The organism is Salinirubellus litoreus (assembly GCF_037335815.1).
Taxonomy (GTDB): Archaea; Halobacteriota; Halobacteria; order Halobacteriales; family Haloarculaceae; genus Salinirubellus; species Salinirubellus litoreus.
The window spans coordinates 1,283,317-1,299,224 of the sequence record NZ_CP147841.1 but is presented as its reverse complement, the minus strand read 5'-3'; the positions used below and the strand labels follow the sequence as shown (position 1 = coordinate 1,299,224).

Below are 15,908 nucleotides of genomic sequence, written 5' to 3'. Positions count from 1 at the left end.
GTACACGAAATTTTATCACGACGTGTCCGGACCGGCGGGTATGGAGCGAGCGAGTCCCTTCCCGACGACCGAGTACGAGACGCGGCTCGACCGGACCCGGGAGCGGATGCGGGAGGCGGAGCTGGACGCCCTGTTCGTGACCGACCCGGCGAACATGAACTACCTCACCGGATACGAGGGGTGGTCGTTCTACGTCCATCAGGGGGTGCTCGTCACGCTCGACGCCGATCCGGTGTGGATCGGCCGGGAGATGGACGCGAAGGCCGCCGAGGTGACGACCTGGCTGCCCGACGAGCACGTCCGCTCGTACAGCGACGAGCACGTCCACTCGCCGTACGACCTCCACCCCGCCGACTACACGGCGGAGGTCGTCGCCGAGTTCGGTCTCGACGACGCCACCGTCGGCGTGGAGATGGACGCCTACTACTACACCGCATGGACACACCAGCGCCTCGCGGAGAACCTCCCAGCGGCGGACCTCGAGGATGCCACCCTGCTGGTCAACTGGATCCGGCTGAAGAAGACCGACCGGGAGCTCGAACTGATGGAGCGGGCGGCGCGCATCGCCGAACACGGGATGCGTGCGGGCGTCGAGACCATCGAGGCGGGGGTCCGCGAGTCGACCGCCGCGGCGGCCATCTACGAGGCGCTCATCGAGGGGGTCGAGGCCGACGGCGGGGACTACCCCGCGATCGCCCCGCTGATGCCCTCGGGGGAGTTCACGGGGACGCCACACCTCTCCTGGAGCGACCGGGAGTTCGAGGAGGGCGATCCGGTCATCATCGAACTCGCCGGCTGCAAACACCGGTATCACTGCCCGATGGCCCGCACCGTGAACGTGGGCGATCCCCCGAGAGAGATGGACGAGACCGCCGGGATAGTCGTCGAAGGGCTCGAGGCGGCGCTCGACGCCGTCGAGCCGGGCGTGACCGCGGAGTCGATCGAGGCCGCCTGGCGGGAGGTCATCGCCGAGTACGGGATCGAGAAGGAGTCCCGCATCGGCTACGCCTGCGGGCTCGGCTATCCGCCGGACTGGGGCGAACACACCGCCAGCCTCCGCCCCGGGGACACCACCGTGCTCGAGGAGGACATGACGTTCCACCTCATCCCCGGCATCTGGTACGACGAGTTCGGCGTCGAGATCAGCGAGACGTTCAGGGTGACGAACGACGGCGCGGAGACGTTCGCCGAGTTCCCGCGCGAACTCCTCTGAGGGCGACCGAACCGTGGCCCGGTCGGGACGGTCGCACCCCCGCGAGCCACGTCCGGTTCGTGGCGAAGGGAGCGTGGATCGGATTCTGAGCCGGATCAGGAGTTTATGACCTGTAGATCCGTACGCGGATGTAGCGAGCTAAACCACACATGCCTCTCGATGTATCACCAGAATATGCGGTACTCCGCCCGGGGTTTCTTCAGAATCTGAAGTCACTGCGTCCAGTTTTTACTACGTCCCGTGATTGGTGAAAATATGTCGACGACGACCCCGACGACCCCCGGCAGGGTAGCTGAGCACGATGGATCGACGCGGAGCGGCCTCGGGAGCGATCGGGCGGCCCCGTCCGCCGACGGTGGCACCTCGTGGGGTGACAATGAGTAGTTCGGCCGACCACGGGGCGAGTTCGGCCGTCTTCGGGGACGAGCCCGCGAGAGACGTCGCGAGCGAGATGGCAGAACAGATCTGCCTCGGGTTCCGGTGGCACGACCGGCGCGAGCGGGAGAAGGCGATCGACGCCTTCGCGGTCGTCGACCGATACCAGTTCGCCCACCTCGACCCCTCGACGACCCGGGCGGCGGCCGCCGCGTACGTCGACGCGCTGTGGGCGAAGGACGACGTCGAGGCGACGTGTACGGTCGACGGCGAGCTCGACTACGACGCGCTGGCCGAGGCCGACTGGAGCCCCGTCGAGGAGGCGTTCGCCGAGCGCGCCGCGCTGGTCGGCATGGACCCGCAGTACGCCCCGGACAGCACGGTCGCCTGGAAGCGACACAAGGTGGGCGGGGACTACGCCCAGCCGATGCAGCGCGCGCAGATGTACGAGCTCCGGGCGGCGATGGCCGACCCCGAGTACCCCCACAAGCCCCATCAGGGCCAGTCCGGCTACGGCCCCGAGGCCGCGCGCTACCTCCTCGCGGTCGAACTCCACGACATGCACACCGAGGACCACTGGAGGCAGGCCATGGAGATAATGATCCCCTACTACGAGCGGATCCTCCGGGCGCACGACGGGGACACGGGACCGACCCCCAGGAACGACTGAGCCCTCACTCCTCCGGCGCGCGGACCAGGTTCTCGAGCGGATCGCCCGAGTCGAGCCGGTCGACGTTCCGCGCCACGATATCCGCGAGGCGGGGCCAGTGCTGGGGGGTGTGCCCGCCCGTGTGTGGCGTGATGAGGACGTTCTCGAACCGCCAGAGCGGGTGGTCCGGGGGGAGCGGTTCGGGGTCGGTCACGTCCAGGGCCGCCCCCCGGATGCCGTTGTCCTGGATCGCGTCCATCAGCGCCCCAGTGTCGACGATGCCACCCCGGGCGACGTTCACGAGGACGGCCTCCGGGGGGAGGGTCGCGAACGCCTCGGCGTCGATCAGTCCTCTGGTTTCGTCGGTCAGCGGGCAGGCGATCACCAGGTAGTCGGTCCGCGAGAGCGCCTCGTGGAGCGGTTCGGTCTCGAAGCCGATCACCTCGTCCGTCGGTCCGCCCTTCGAGGGGGTGTAGCGGACGCCGATCGTCTCGACGCCGAACCCCTCGAGTCGCTCGACGAGCGCCCGCCCGATCGAGCCCAGGCCGACGACGGTGACCGTCGAACCCATGAACTCGTTCGACTGGAAGTGCCGCCACTCGTGGTTCCCCTTCCGTCGCCACCCCTCGTCGAGTCGCCGGGCGAACGTGAGCATCTGCCCGATAGCGCCCTCCGCGATACCGGGCGCGTGGATGCCGCCCGCGTTCGTCACCGCGACGCCGCGCTCGGCCAGCGCGTCGGTCGGGACGTGGTCGGTCCCGGCGAACGTACACGCGAACAGTTCGAGCCGCTCCGCACGGTCGATCAGCGACTCGTCGATGTTCCTCCCCGTCACGATCCGCGCTCCCCCAACCAGGTCGCGCTCCTGGCCGGGCGTGCGCGCCAGCCGAACGTCCCTGTCGGGGAGACGCTCGCGCAGCGCCTCGGCGTACGACTCCATCGAGAGCCCCTCGGTCCCGTGCCGGAGGACGAGGACGTCGAACTCGTCCGCTCCGTCCGTCCCGTCCGTCTCGTCGGTCATGGTTCGGTGGTAGCGACGGGGGTGGTAGTAGTGGTGGCGGTCCGCGGCGGCCCGAGGTCGGGCCCGGGCGGTCAGGCGACGGCCTCGACGCTCTCGACGAACAGCGATCCCCCGAGTTCGATCTCCCGCTCGGTGACGTCGAGCGGCGGGAGCAGCCTGACGGTCTTCTTCCCGCAGCCGAGCGTCATCAGTCCCCGCGAGAGCGCCGCCTCGACGACGGCGTCCCGGCGCTCGGCCGTGTCGAACTCGACCGCGAGGAGGAGTCCGAGCCCCCGAACGTCGACGACGCCCTCCGGGTCGGCGTCGGCGAGCAGTTCACGCATCTGTCGCCCGCGTTCGGTCGCGTTGGCCGTGAGGTCGTACTCGTCGATGGCCTCGAGCGTGAACACGCCGTACATCGAGGAGACGACGTCGCCGCCGCCCCAGGTCGATCCCAACCTGTTGGGCTCGTCCGGAAACAGCTCCCCACGGCCGACCGTCGCACCCACGCGGAGCGCCTTCCCGGCCGTGATGAGGTCGGGTTCGAGGTCGTAGTGATCCGAGGCCCACATCCGGCCGGACCGACCCACCCCAGTCTGGATCTCGTCGACGATCAGCGGGATGTCGTACCGCTCGCTGACACGGGCGACTTCGCTCGTGAACGCCTCGCTCGGGAAGTTGTAGCCGCCGACCCCCTGGATCGGCTCCATCACGATGTAGGCGACCTCCGCGGGATCGAGGCTCCGGAACTCGGGGGCGAACAGCTCCTCCAGACGCGAGCGCGAGCCCGACCCCCGAAAGAACCCGCAGTCACACGTCCCCGGCGAACACGTCCGATCGGCACAGAACGGCACCTCACGGATCCCCGCTATCTCGGGGAACTTCCGGGTGTAGACGTCCTTGGCCCGGGTGATCGAGAGCGTCCCCAGGGTCCGGCCGTGGAACGCCCCCGTGAAGGTGATGCCGTACTTCGGGCGCTCGCAGGCGTCGTAGGCCACCTTCATCGCGTTCTCGACCGCCTCCCCGCCCGAGTTCGAGAGGAACACCGTGTCGTGGCCGTACTGGCTCGAGCGATCGACCAGTTCGTGCATCAGCCGGGACGAGCCCGGGAACTCGCGGTCGTCGAGGCCGTTCCCGCCGGCGAAATAGAGGTCCTGGCCGGCGATCTTCAGCGGCTCGACCAGATCGAACTCTCGAACTTTTTCGAGTATCTTGGGGTTCCCGTAGCCGAGCGGCGCGGCCCCGATGTGGCAGGTGAAGTCCATGAGGACGTTCCCGTCGACGTCCGTGACGAACGGCCCCTCGGCGTCCGCGGTGATGTCCCAGACGAACGCGTGGGAGTGCTCGCTGGGTGCGGCCGCCTCGCGGTGGTGTTCGACCCAGGCCCTGGCGCGCTCGCCCGGCATCGAGTCGATCCGCGGTGTGGCTGTCTCCCGATCCATACACGGAAACCGTTGAGAGTGTCTATAAAATTTGTCTCTCCGAGGTCGTCCGGCGGGGTCGCTACTGCCCCGCGCCGACCAGATCGACGCGGTCCCCGGGGTCGACGCCGTCGGCGGCCCCCGCGGGGAGTTCGAGGACCGTATCCCCCCAGGCTCGGCCGAACCCCCGCCAGGCCCGGAGTCGCGTCGCGCGCTGGACCCGACCGTCGACGAGCCAGACCGCGTCGATGTCGAAGGGCACACAGACCATGTGGAGCCCCCGCGTTACGGGTCTCCCGAACGGGAAGACGAGCGCGTAGTCATCGGGTATCGACCGGCGGAACATCAGCCCGCGGGCCCTCCCGAGGAGGGAGTCGGCCACGTCGACGTCCGTGGCGAGTGTCCGCTCCGGCCCGCCCGACGGTCGGTGAACGACGCGCACGGTCCGAGCGACTCGACGCCGGGACAAAACGGTTGGCGGGGAATCGAACCGCGAGCGCGGACGAGGCCGCGTCAGGTTCAAGCGCCGCGCGTCCCACTTCCGGGCATGGAGAAGGCCCCCGGTGGCACCTCCGTGGGCGTCGACGACCCCTACGCGTTCGTCGAGCGATGCGACCACCTCACCGACGACGGCCGGTGTCGCTACGCCGTCGAGCGCGCCGAGAACGATCCGGAGTTCGCCGCCGAGCGCCGGGCGGACGACCTGCGGTGTCCGGCCGCCGACCCCCACGGCGAGTGGGAGTGGAAGGACTGCCCGCACTTCCGGGCCCGCCAGCACGACCGCGAGTGCGTCCGGTGTGGGCTGGAGGAACACCGCGTCGCCAACTCGATTGAGCGACCGCTGCTCGAGGAGCACCACCTCTCCTACCGCGACGGATCGGCCGACACACCCCAGCGAGCGGGGGACGAACCGGCTCACGAGGTGACGGTCTACCTCTGTCGCTGGTGTCACGCGAAGGTCCACCGGTCCTGGGCGCGCATCGACGACGACGCCTCGCCCGATCCCGAGGCGGTGGCGGCCGCCGAGGGGCGGCGCTCGCGAGAGCTCGACGAGACCGGCTTCGCCACGGCCGCCGAGCGGTACGACGACGAGCGATGAGCCGGTCGCGGGCCCCCACGAAGGCCGACAGCACCGAGGAGGAGCTCGTGTTCGCGGTGGCCGACGCCCCGGGCAGTTCGCTCTGGTGGGTCCCCGTCGCGGTCGTCGCCACCGTGATCCCCGTGTCGGCGTTCCTCCTGTGGTTCGCGGGCGTCGCCGGCGCGTACCTGCCGGCCGGCGGCCGGCTGCTCGTCCCGCTCTACTGGGCGGTCGTGGTCGGGAACTGGCTGGCGAGCCCCCTGGCCGTCCACTACGACGGGCTGTACGTCGCCTCCCGGACCGGGCGCGTCCCCCCGGGGTACTACTACGCCGTCTTCGTCCCCGGGCTGGGAACGTTGGTCGCCGTCGCGTACCTCGCCCACCGGTATCGGGTGCTCGGGTTCCGGTGAGTTCAGCGGAGCCGCCAGACGAACCGGTTGATCGCGACCTCCGTCCCGACCTCCCAGAGCGCGACCGGCGGCGTCCAGAACAGGTAGAGCGGGAGGCCTCGACCGGCACCGGGATCGCCAGTACCCCCTCACGGGTCTCGCCCGTGAGGAGCGCCGACGAGCCGTCGTAGCGGCGCTCGTCCGCGAGCGTCCCGTCGAACCGGACCTCCTCGGTGAACGCCGTCCCCCGGGGATCGGCCAGCGTCAGCCCGCCGAACCGCCCTAGCGCGACGACTATCGGTCGCCCGGGCTCGACCTCGTTCGTGACCGAGAGCGAGAGCGCGAGGTGCTCGCGTCCGGGAGGCGGCGTCCAGTTCGGCACCGCGACCGGGACCGCGACGTCGCGGACGGTCACCGAGAGCCCGGACGCGGCGGCCCCCTTGCCGACCTCGCGAACCGGTGCCGAGAGCGACCCCTCTAGCCCGGTGGAATCGGCAGTCACCGAGGTCAGATCGATCTCGAGGACGGCGACGGCAGTCGCCTCGTCGGGGAGCGAGCGGATCCGAACCGACCCGCGGAGTCGCGCGTCGGCGGCCCTGGGCGGGATCTTGTAGTGGAGCCGTACCCGCCGTCGCTCGCCCGGCGCGAACGCCCAGCCACCGAAGCTCGACGCGGCGAGCCCGGCGAACGGCTCGATCGGCTCGGCGACCCCCGTCCCGTGGGCCACCTCGTACCGGTCGACGTCGACCGCGAGGTACCGATCGCTCGTGTTCAAAAAGAGGGTCTCGACGGCGAGGAACTCGTCGTCGTCGACCAGCCTGATCTCGGTCCCGAGCACGGTGGCCCGATCGGAGCGCTCGACGCTCTCGACGAGCAGTTCGAGCGGACCGAACTCGACCACCGCACCGACCGGCGGCAGCCGGGATCTATCGGCGTCGACCGTCGGCAGCGGCGCGGGCGTCACCGTGGCCGTCCGGCCTCGATCCTCGCCGTCGAGCGGGATCGAACACCCCGCGACCCCGGCGGCGAGACCGGCGCTACCGAGCCGCAGTATCGCCCGCCGTGTCCGGTCGACACCCATCCGTACGGCTAAGCCAGCGGACATTATAAATCGTGCAACAGTCGCTCCTGGCCGGGTGACGGCGTGATCGGTGCCCTCGAGGACTCGCGCGGTCCTCTGGACTACTCCGTGCCCGCCTCGCTCGTCTCGTCCGTCCCCTCGCTCTCCCCGCCCCGTTCCGGCGGGACGACGAGCACGGGGACGCCGGCAGTGCGGACGACGCGCTCGGCGACGCTCCCGAGCAGGAACCGGTCGAGGCCCGTTCGTCCGTGCGTCCCCATCACGACGAGATCCACGTCCGAGCCCTCCACGTCGGCGACGATCTCGCGGTGGGGGGTGCCCGTCTCGACGACGGTGACGCACTCGACGCCGGCCGCCTCGGCACGCGCCGCGAGGTCGTCGAGGGCCGCCCGGCCGTTCTCCTCCAGGCTGTCGAGCAGGACCGTTCCGAAGTCGTCGGCCGCGAGCGTGCTCACGTCGACCACGTAGAGCAGACGGAGGGTGGCGTCGTTCGTACTCGCCAGTTCGATGGCGTGGTCGGCGGCCGCCGTCGACGCCTCGCTGCCGTCGGTCGGGTGGAGTATCGTCGAGTACATGGGCCCGACTACGGCCTCACCGGGCATGACTGCTCGTTCGCCGCACGGCAACCACGACGGGGGGTGCTATCGGTAGTTCCGCCAGAGATAGTCGATTATATCGTCGACGAGCATCGGGTCGTACGTCCAGAACCCCTCGTACTCGTCCTCGCGTTCCTCGAAGGCGACCAGCGCGCACTTCTGTTCGGGGTCCTCACCGCCGTCGTAGGCGACGAGCCAGGTCCGGTGGAGCTCCTCGGCGTCGGCGTGGTGCCAGTGGACGCCGTCGGTGGAGGGTGCCCACTCGGGGGCGGCCTCGACGGGCCGCCACGCCTCGGGTGCGTAAACGTGGACCCCGAGGTCGGACTGTCCGGCCAGTCGCCCGTACACGCTGACCTGCGGACCGAAGGCGTCCTCGGACTGGAACGTCGCGTGGAGCGCTCCCGTGCCGCGTCGCCAGGCCCGTTCCTCGAACTCCCGGGAGGTCGCCAGCAGCTGACGGCGGTTTTGCGAGAAGAACAGCGTGTCGTCGAGCAGTTCCAGTAGTTCGCGATAGCTCTCCTCGCGGTCGGACTCCCCCCAGGGCTCGCCCACGGTGGGGGTGGTGAGTGTCGCCAGCGCGGCCGCGCTCACCCCACCCAGGAATTCCTCGCCCTCGTGGACCGTGATGAAGGCGTCCTCCGGGGCCGTCGGCAGGTGCTCGTAGTCGACGGTGACGTTCCACGTCTCGAACAGGTCGGCGACGTCCTCCGGCGGTTCGGGCCCGTAGACGGTGATCCGCTTGCGGCGGTCGGCGACCTGGTCGACGAACTCCGCGAGGCTCATGGCCTACAGCGTTCGTTCGTTCCGGGCGGCCGCCGCCTCGGCCGACGGTGGCACCCGCGTCGCCTGTTCCAGCGACGCCGTCGTCTCGAGGAGCGGGTCGACGACCCCACACGGCGGGACCAGCGTCACCTCGTCGGCTTCCCGGTCGAACTCGAGGAGTCCGACGTCGGAGAGCGCCGGCAGGTGCGTCCCGCGGAGCGCCTCGATAAGGCGGTCGCGCTCCTCGACGTTCGCGGGAGCCGTCCCGTCCTCGACGGCCAGCCACGTCCCGACGACGTCGGCCAGCCGACGGACCGACGTCGACTCGCGCTCGCGCAGGTAATACAGCGCGAACCGGCGCTCCCGTTCGGAGATGACCCCGAGGACCACGTCGAGGTCCGCGCTAGAGGGGGGCTCGTTCGTCATCCTTCTCGGGTGTCGGTCGGCCTCCATCCCTTATCACCTTTCCGCCGCTGTCCGCTCCCGGGCCGTCGGTAGTCTTCTCCTGTCCGGGTCCGCAGGGTGAACCCTCCTGATCCCTCTCGGGCGGCCCCCGGCGACGAACGCGCCGTGTTTAAGACCACGCTGACACACTCACGACCATGAGCGACGCGACGGATCAGGACCAAGAACTCGGGATCACCGAGTCCAAGGAGCACAGCACCGGCGACTGGTACGCCGAGGTAGTGCGGAAGGCCGAACTGGCCGACTACGCCCCCATGGGCGGGTTCATCGTCACCAGGCCCAGAGGATACGCCCTCTGGGAGCGGCTCCAGGAGAACCTCGATGGGATGTTCAAGCAGACGGGGGTACAGAACGCCTACTTCCCCGTCCTCATCCCCGAGAGCTACCTCGAACGCGAGTCCGAGATCGTTGAGGGGTTCGACCCCGAGGTCGCCTGGGTCACCCACGCCGGTCGGGAGGAGCTCGACGAACGACTCGCGGTCCGGCCGACCAGCGAGTCGATCATCACCCCGTTCGTCAGCCAGTGGGTCCGGAGCCACCGCGACCTCCCCCTCCGCGTGAACCAGTGGTGCTCGGTCATCCGGTGGGAGGCGACGGACACCAAACCGTTCTTCCGCACCAAGGAGTTCCTCTGGCAGGAGGGCCACACCGCACACCGCGACCGCGACGGCGCCTGGGACGAGACGATGACCCGGCTCGACCAGTACCACCGCCTCTACGAGGAGGTGATGGCGATCCCCGGGCTCAAGGGTCGTAAACCCGACCACGACAAGTTCCCCGGCGCGGACACGACGACCACCATCGAGGCGCTGATGCCCGACGGCAAGTCCGTCCAGGCCTGTACCAGCCACTACCTGGGGACGGGGTTCGCCGAGGCCTACGACGTCTACTACACCGACGAGGACGAGGAGGAACAGGTGGCGCACACCACCTCGTGGGGGCTCTCCTGGCGGGCGCTCGGCGCGCTCATCATGACCCACTCCGACGATCAGGGGCTCGTCCTGCCCCCGACGCTCGCGCCCACGCAGGTCGTGATCGTCCCCATCTGGAACGAGGAGACGAAGGACGACGTGCTGGAGTACGCCGGCGACCTCGCCGACGACCTCGGTGCCGAGTTCCGCGTGAACCTGGACGACCGCGACGAGCGCAACCCCGGCTTCAAGTACAACGAGTGGGAGCTGAAGGGCGTGCCCCTCCGGATCGAGGTCGGCCCCAACGAGGTCGAGGACGGCGAGGCCACGCTCGTCCACCGCCCGGACGGCGAGCGCGAGGTCGCCGACCGGGAGGACATCGGAGGCACGGTCGACGAGGCGCTCGACACCGTCTACGCGAAGCTCTACGCCGCCGCCGAGGAGAACTTAGAGGAGAACATCCGGGAAGTTCACGGCCGCGACGAGATCCTCGGAACCGTCGGCCGCCACGGCGGCTACGTGAAGACCGGCTGGTGTGGCGACGAGGACTGCGAGGCGGAGATCAAGGAGAACGTCGCCGCCGAGATCGTGCTCCTCCCGCTCGACGAGGACGAGGAACCCGTCCACGACACCTGCGGGATCTGCGGTGAGGAGGCCGTGGAGACGGCCTACTTCGCGCGGAACTACTAGCGACCATCTTTTTCCAGCCGGGGGTCCTCGCTCGCTCCGCTCGCTGTGGACCCCGGTCCAAAAACATGGGTGAAAAAGGCCGCTCGGCGCGCGACGCGAAGCGTCGGGGAATGGTCGAGCGGGCGCGGAGTGCCCGTGAGGCGGCCGTCAGGCCGCCTCGCGGTACGGGGGTTTAGCTCCCCTCCTGTGTTCGAGGGTGCGCTGTGAGGCCCGGGCGTTCGAGTAGCCGTGAGAGCCTGCTGTTCGAGCGGTGATGGTATTCCGGGGATCGGTCGTCGAACTGGCCCCGGTACCCCCGTGGCCTCGCGGTCCGGGAGCGGTCGTGCCCGGGGCGATGCGTCCTGTCTATCGTGAGTACACTGTTTCGGACCGTCAGGATTCGGACCATCCGATGAGGAATCCTGTCAAATACCGCCGGAATCGGTAACCTCAGGTGTACTCGAGCGGGTTAAACAATCAAACAGGCCACGAGTCGTGCTCCCACTGGACGGTCGTTTACCCCCCTGTGGAGACCTCATTCTGTATTAATAGCCTAAGTTGCGTTTTATGAACCATTAGTCCTTGAAGCGAAGCCTCATAAGAAGCCTGTGGCTAGATCGTGGTATGTCAGACCGAAGGGACGCCGACGCGGGCGTAGCCGGGCTCGCGTCGCCGGACGACTACCGCGGGTCCTGTGGCGTAGGGGTCGTCTACGACCTCGACGGTGACGGCGGCCACGACGTGCTCGCGGACGGACTGGAACTGCTCGAGAACCTCGAACACCGGGGGACGACCGGGGCGGAGCGGAACACCGGTGACGGCGCCGGAGTGCTGCTCCAGACCCCACATCGGTTCTTCGCCGAGGAGCTCGACGTCGACCTCCCGCCGGCCCGGGCGTACGCCGTCGGGACGCTGTTTCTCCCCCAGGACCGCGAGGCGGGCGAGCGACTGCGGCGGGTCTTCGAGTCGGCGTTCGCCGAGCACGGGCTCGAGGCGTTCCACTGGCGGGACGTCCCCACCGACGCGGAGGCCGCCGACATCGGCCGGACGGCCCGGGAGTCGGAACCCCGCGTCGCCCAGGTCTTCGTCCGTCCGGAGGGCGGGCTCTCGAAGGGAGGAGCGGAGGATGAGGAGAGGATGGACGCGGAGGCGTTCGACCGGGCGCTCTACGTCGCGCGACGGGACGTCGAGAACCGGATCGACGAGGAGGGGATCTCGGGCGGCGAGCGCTTCTACGTCTGCTCGCTCGACCGCAAGACCGTCGTCTACAAGGGGCTGCTGAAGGCCGATCAGCTCCCACGTTACTTCCCGGAACTCACCGACGAGCGGATGGAGACGACGTTCGCGATGGTCCACGCCCGGTTCTCGACGAACACGCTCGGCGCGTGGCACCTCGCCCACCCCTACCGGACCATCATCCACAACGGCGAGTTCAACACCATCCAGGGGAACATCAACTGGATGCGGGCCCGGGAGACCGACATCGCCCACCCCGACTTCGGCTCCGATATCGAGACGGTCAAGCCGATCATCGACGACCCCGAGCAGTCCGACACGGCGAGCGTCGACAACGCGCTCGAACTGCTGATGAAGGGCGGCCGCGACCTGCCCCACGCGCTCCGGATGCTCATCCCCGAGGCGTGGCGCAAGCCCGAGAACCGGGTGAGCGAGGAGCGCCAGGAGTGGTACGACTACCACGCCTCGCTGGTCGAACCGTGGGATGGCCCCGCGCTGGTCGCGGCCACGGACGGCGACCGCATCGGAGCCGTCCTCGACCGGAACGGGCTACGACCCTGCCGGTACGACGTCCTCGAGGAGGGCACGCTCGTGATGGCGAGCGAGGCCGGCGCGCTCGACCACGACCCCGCCGAGATCGTCGAGCGCGGCCGGCTCCAGCCGGGACAGCTCTTCCTCGTCGACCCCGAGGAGGGCCGCATCGTGCCCGACGATGAGGTGTTCGAGGGCCTGCTCGATTCGAAGTACGGCGAGTGGGTCCGCGGGAACCAGGTCTCGCTCGGCGACCTCGACGACGGTACCGATCGGACGCCCCACGAGGAGGTGGGCGGGCTCCGCTCGCACCAGGCGCTGTACGGCTACACCCAGGACGAGATGAACCACCTCATCGAGCCGATGGTCGAGCAGGGGAAGGACCCGGTGGGCTCGATGGGCGACGACACGCCGCTGTCCGTCCTGTCGCAGTTCAACCGCCCACTCTTTACCTACTTCAAGCAGCTGTTCGCGCAGGTGTCGAACCCGCCGATCGACTACATCCGCGAGGAGCTCGTCACGTCGATGGAGACCCGGCTCGGCCCCCAGGGGAACCTGCTCGGCGAGACGCCGGAACACGCCCGCCAGCTGGTGTGTGACTCGCCCGTCCTGACCGACGCCGAAACCGCGGCGATCAAGGACCTCGACGGCTCTACCGGGCTCTCGACGGCCGTCGTCGACATCACCTACGATCCCGAGGAGGTCCCGACGCTCGAGGACGCGGTTCGCCGGGTGCGGGCCGACGCGACCGAGGCCGCCCACGAACACGACATCCTCGTGCTCTCGGATCGGAACGCCGGCGAAGATCGGGTGCCCGTCCCCTCGCTGCTCGCCGTCGGTGGGGTACACCACCACCTCGTCCGGAACGGCCTGCGCAACCACGTCGGACTCGTCCTCGAGTCGGGCGACCCGCGTGCGGTCCACCACTTCGCGACGCTCGTGGGCTACGGCGCGGGAGCGATCAACCCCTACCTCGCCTACCAGTCCATCGCCGACATCGTCGCCGGGCCGGACGGCGCGGACGTCGAGGAGGCCATCGACTCCTACGTGGGAGCGGTCGAGGACGGCCTCCTCAAGACGATGGCGAAGATGGGCATCTCGACCGTGGAGTCCTACCAGGGGGCCCAGATATTCGAGGCCGTGGGCCTCTCCTCGGAGCTCGTCTCCGAGTACTTCGAGGGGACCACCGCGAGGACGGAGGGGATCGACATCGGCGACCTCGAAACCGATCTCGAGCGCCGCCACGAGGTCGCCTTCGACGAGGACGTCACCCTCGAACACCAGGGCGAGTACGAGCACCGCTCGAACGGGATGTTCCACGAGTGGAACCCCAAGTCGGTGGGGACGCTCCAGCAGGCGGTCCGCACGGGCGACTACGAGCGGTACGGGGACTTCGCGGAGATGATGAACGACCAGACGGAGAACCTCCAGAGCCTGCGGGGGCTGCTGGAGTTCGTCTCCGATCGGGATCCAGTCAGGGTCCAGGACGTCGAGCCGGTCGAGTCCATCGTCGAGCGGTTCTCGACGGCGGCGATGAGCCTCGGGAGCCTCTCGCCGGAGGCCCACGAGAACAACGCCATCGCGATGAACCGGCTCGGCGGGAAGGCCAACACCGGCGAGGGCGGCGAACCACCGGAACGGTTCGGGACGGAGAAGAACTCCTCGGTGAAACAGGTCGCCTCCGGGCGGTTCGGCGTCACCTCGAACTACCTGACGAACGCCGACGAACTGCAGATCAAGATGGCCCAGGGGAGCAAGCCCGGCGAGGGCGGGCACCTCCCCGGGAAGAAGGTCAACGAGATGATCGCCCACGTCCGCTACTCGACGCCCGGCGTCGGGCTCATCTCGCCGCCGCCGCTCCACGACATCTACTCGATCGAGGACCTGAAACAGCTCATCCACGACCTGAAGGCGGGCAACCCCGACGCGGACATCAACGTCAAGCTCGTGAGCGAGGCCGGCATCGGCACCATCGCGGCCGGCGTCGCCAAGGCCAACGCCGACGCGGTCCACATCTCGGGACACTCCGGCGGGACGGGTGCCTCGCCCAAGACCAGCATCAAGAACGCCGGCCTGCCGTGGGAGCTCGGTCTCGCCGAGGCCAACCAGATGCTCTGTGCGACGGGTCTGCGCTCGCGCATCAAGGTGAGCACCGACGGCGGGCTGAAGACGGGCCGCGACGTCGCCATCGCCGCGCTGCTGGGCGCGGAGGAGTACGTCTTCGGCACCGCCTCGCTCGTCACCTCGGGCTGTGTGATGGCCCGCCAGTGCCACGAGAACACCTGTCCCGTGGGCGTGGCCACCCAGCGCGAGGACCTCAGAGAGCGGTTCCCCGGCCAGCCCGAGCACGTCATCAACTACATGACGTTCATGGCCCAGGAGCTCCGGGAGATCATGGCCGAGCTCGGCTTCACGACCGTCGAGGAGATGATCGGACGGGTCGAGTGTCTCCGCCAGCGCGACGACGTCGAGCACCCCAAGGCGAGGAAGCTCGACCTCTCGGCGGTCATCGCGCCGCTGGCCGGCGAGGCCCGGACGAAGGTCGACCCCCAGACCCACGACGTCGACGAGCAGCTCGACTGGGAGATACTCGACGCGGTGGAGGAGGCGGGGTCGATCGAGCGCGGCGAGCCGATCTCGCTCGACATGGAGATCGACAACCGGCACCGCGCGGTCGGCGCGACGCTCTCGAACCGCATCTCGCAGGCACGCGGCGAGGCCGGTCTCGCCGACGACACCATCCGCGTGGACTTCGAGGGCGTCGCCGGCCAGTCGTTCGGCGCGTTCCTCGCCCCCGGCGTGACGATGGAGCTCACCGGCTCGGGCAACGACTACCTCGGCAAGGGGCTCTCCGGGGGCAGGATCGTCGTCGAGACGCCGGAGAACGCCCCCTACGAGGCCGAGAAGAACATCGTCGTCGGCAACGTCGCGCTCTACGGCGCGACCGGCGGCGAGCTCTACGTCAACGGGATGGCCGGCGAGCGCTTCGCGGTCCGGAACTCCGGCGTGAAGGCGGTCGTCGAGAGCGTCGGCGACCACGGCTGTGAGTACATGACCGGCGGCTGTGTGGCCGTCCTCGGCGAGACGGGCAAGAACTTCGCCGCCGGGATGAGTGGTGGGGTGGCCTACGTGCTCGACCGCGAGGGCGACTTCGAGTCGAAGGTCAACCACGGGATGGTCTCGACCTCGCGTGACCTCGACGAGAAGGACCGCCGGATGCTCCGCCGGCTGGTCGAGAACCACGTCGCCCACACCGACTCGGACCGCGGGAACTACGTCCTCGAGCACTGGGAGGAGGAGCTCGGGAAGTTCGTGAAGGTGATGCCCGACGCCTACGCGGAGGTCATCGCCGAGCGCGAGGAGGCCGACGTCCGCAACCGACTCCCCGACGCCGCCGGTGCGGCCGGCGCGGCCGGCTCCGAGGACCAGGGCGTCGTCTCGACCGACGACTGAGGACAGCGACCGATCGGATCGGCGTTCGGAAACGCCGCGCTCACCTTCACCGCCGGGGCGTCCTCGCCCGGGAACACCG

13 protein-coding genes are annotated in these 15,908 nt (G+C 69.2%); 7 read left to right on the top strand and 6 right to left on the bottom strand.

Features of this window, described 5'->3' with window-relative positions; translation table 11 throughout:
- Positions 1-40: 40 nt before the first annotated feature.
- Positions 41-1,213 (top strand): M24 family metallopeptidase, encoded by a 1,173-nt coding sequence (locus WDJ58_RS06325; protein WP_338916797.1) that lies wholly within the window; start codon positions 41-43, stop codon positions 1,211-1,213.
- Positions 1,214-1,589: 376 nt separating this feature from the next.
- Positions 1,590-2,258, top strand: a complete 669-nt coding sequence (locus WDJ58_RS06320; RefSeq protein WP_338916796.1) for a hypothetical protein — start codon at positions 1,590-1,592, stop codon at positions 2,256-2,258.
- A 4-nt stretch (positions 2,259-2,262) separates the two neighbouring features.
- On the opposite strand, the gene WDJ58_RS06315 is transcribed toward WDJ58_RS06320, so the two are convergent.
- The 3 genes from WDJ58_RS06315 to WDJ58_RS06305 form a co-directional block, all read right to left on the bottom strand.
- Complete coding sequence (locus WDJ58_RS06315; RefSeq protein ID WP_338916795.1) at positions 2,263-3,258, bottom strand: D-2-hydroxyacid dehydrogenase; 996 nt, start codon at positions 3,256-3,258, stop codon at positions 2,263-2,265.
- A gap of 71 nt (positions 3,259-3,329) precedes the next feature.
- Positions 3,330-4,679: an aminotransferase class III-fold pyridoxal phosphate-dependent enzyme gene (locus WDJ58_RS06310; RefSeq protein WP_338916794.1), complete on the bottom strand. Its 1,350-nt coding sequence runs from the start codon at positions 4,677-4,679 to the stop codon at positions 3,330-3,332.
- Between the two features lie 61 nt (positions 4,680-4,740).
- The gene (locus WDJ58_RS06305) at positions 4,741-5,100 is read right to left on the bottom strand and encodes a DUF192 domain-containing protein (protein ID WP_338916793.1); all 360 of its coding nucleotides are present in this window, start codon (positions 5,098-5,100) and stop codon (positions 4,741-4,743) included.
- A gap of 105 nt (positions 5,101-5,205) precedes the next feature.
- Between WDJ58_RS06305 and WDJ58_RS06300 the strand changes: the two genes are divergently transcribed.
- The 3 genes from WDJ58_RS06300 (at position 5,206) to WDJ58_RS06290 (ending at position 7,218) form a co-directional block, all read left to right on the top strand.
- Entirely contained in the window at positions 5,206-5,757 is a 552-nt protein-coding gene (locus tag WDJ58_RS06300) for a DUF7097 family protein (protein WP_338916792.1), read from the top strand.
- A complete protein-coding gene (locus WDJ58_RS06295; RefSeq protein ID WP_338916791.1) occupies positions 5,754-6,146 on the top strand; it encodes a hypothetical protein in 393 nt (130 codons plus the stop codon). The genes WDJ58_RS06300 and WDJ58_RS06295 overlap by 4 nt, the downstream gene beginning before the upstream one ends.
- A gap of 592 nt (positions 6,147-6,738) precedes the next feature.
- On the top strand, positions 6,739-7,218 hold the full coding sequence (locus WDJ58_RS06290) for a hypothetical protein (RefSeq protein ID WP_338916790.1): 480 nt from the start codon (positions 6,739-6,741) through the stop codon (positions 7,216-7,218).
- Between the two features lie 89 nt (positions 7,219-7,307).
- On the opposite strand, the gene WDJ58_RS06285 is transcribed toward WDJ58_RS06290, so the two are convergent.
- From WDJ58_RS06285 to WDJ58_RS06275, 3 genes are all read right to left on the bottom strand, one after another.
- The gene (locus WDJ58_RS06285) at positions 7,308-7,781 is read right to left on the bottom strand and encodes a universal stress protein (protein WP_338916789.1); all 474 of its coding nucleotides are present in this window, start codon (positions 7,779-7,781) and stop codon (positions 7,308-7,310) included.
- A gap of 66 nt (positions 7,782-7,847) precedes the next feature.
- Positions 7,848-8,585, bottom strand: coding sequence for a DICT sensory domain-containing protein (locus WDJ58_RS06280; protein WP_338916788.1), 738 nt, complete (start codon positions 8,583-8,585; stop codon positions 7,848-7,850).
- A 3-nt stretch (positions 8,586-8,588) separates the two neighbouring features.
- Positions 8,589-8,990 carry a DUF7344 domain-containing protein gene (locus WDJ58_RS06275; protein WP_338916787.1) on the bottom strand — a complete coding sequence of 134 codons (402 nt, stop codon included), beginning with the start codon at positions 8,988-8,990 and terminating at the stop codon, positions 8,589-8,591.
- A gap of 176 nt (positions 8,991-9,166) precedes the next feature.
- On the opposite strand from WDJ58_RS06275, the gene proS reads away from it, so the two are divergent.
- Entirely contained in the window at positions 9,167-10,630 is a 1,464-nt protein-coding gene (proS, locus tag WDJ58_RS06270) for a proline--tRNA ligase (protein WP_338916786.1), read from the top strand.
- A gap of 603 nt (positions 10,631-11,233) precedes the next feature.
- Positions 11,234-15,829 (top strand): glutamate synthase large subunit, encoded by a 4,596-nt coding sequence (gltB, locus tag WDJ58_RS06265; protein WP_338916785.1) that lies wholly within the window; start codon positions 11,234-11,236, stop codon positions 15,827-15,829.
- Positions 15,830-15,908 lie beyond the last annotated feature (79 nt).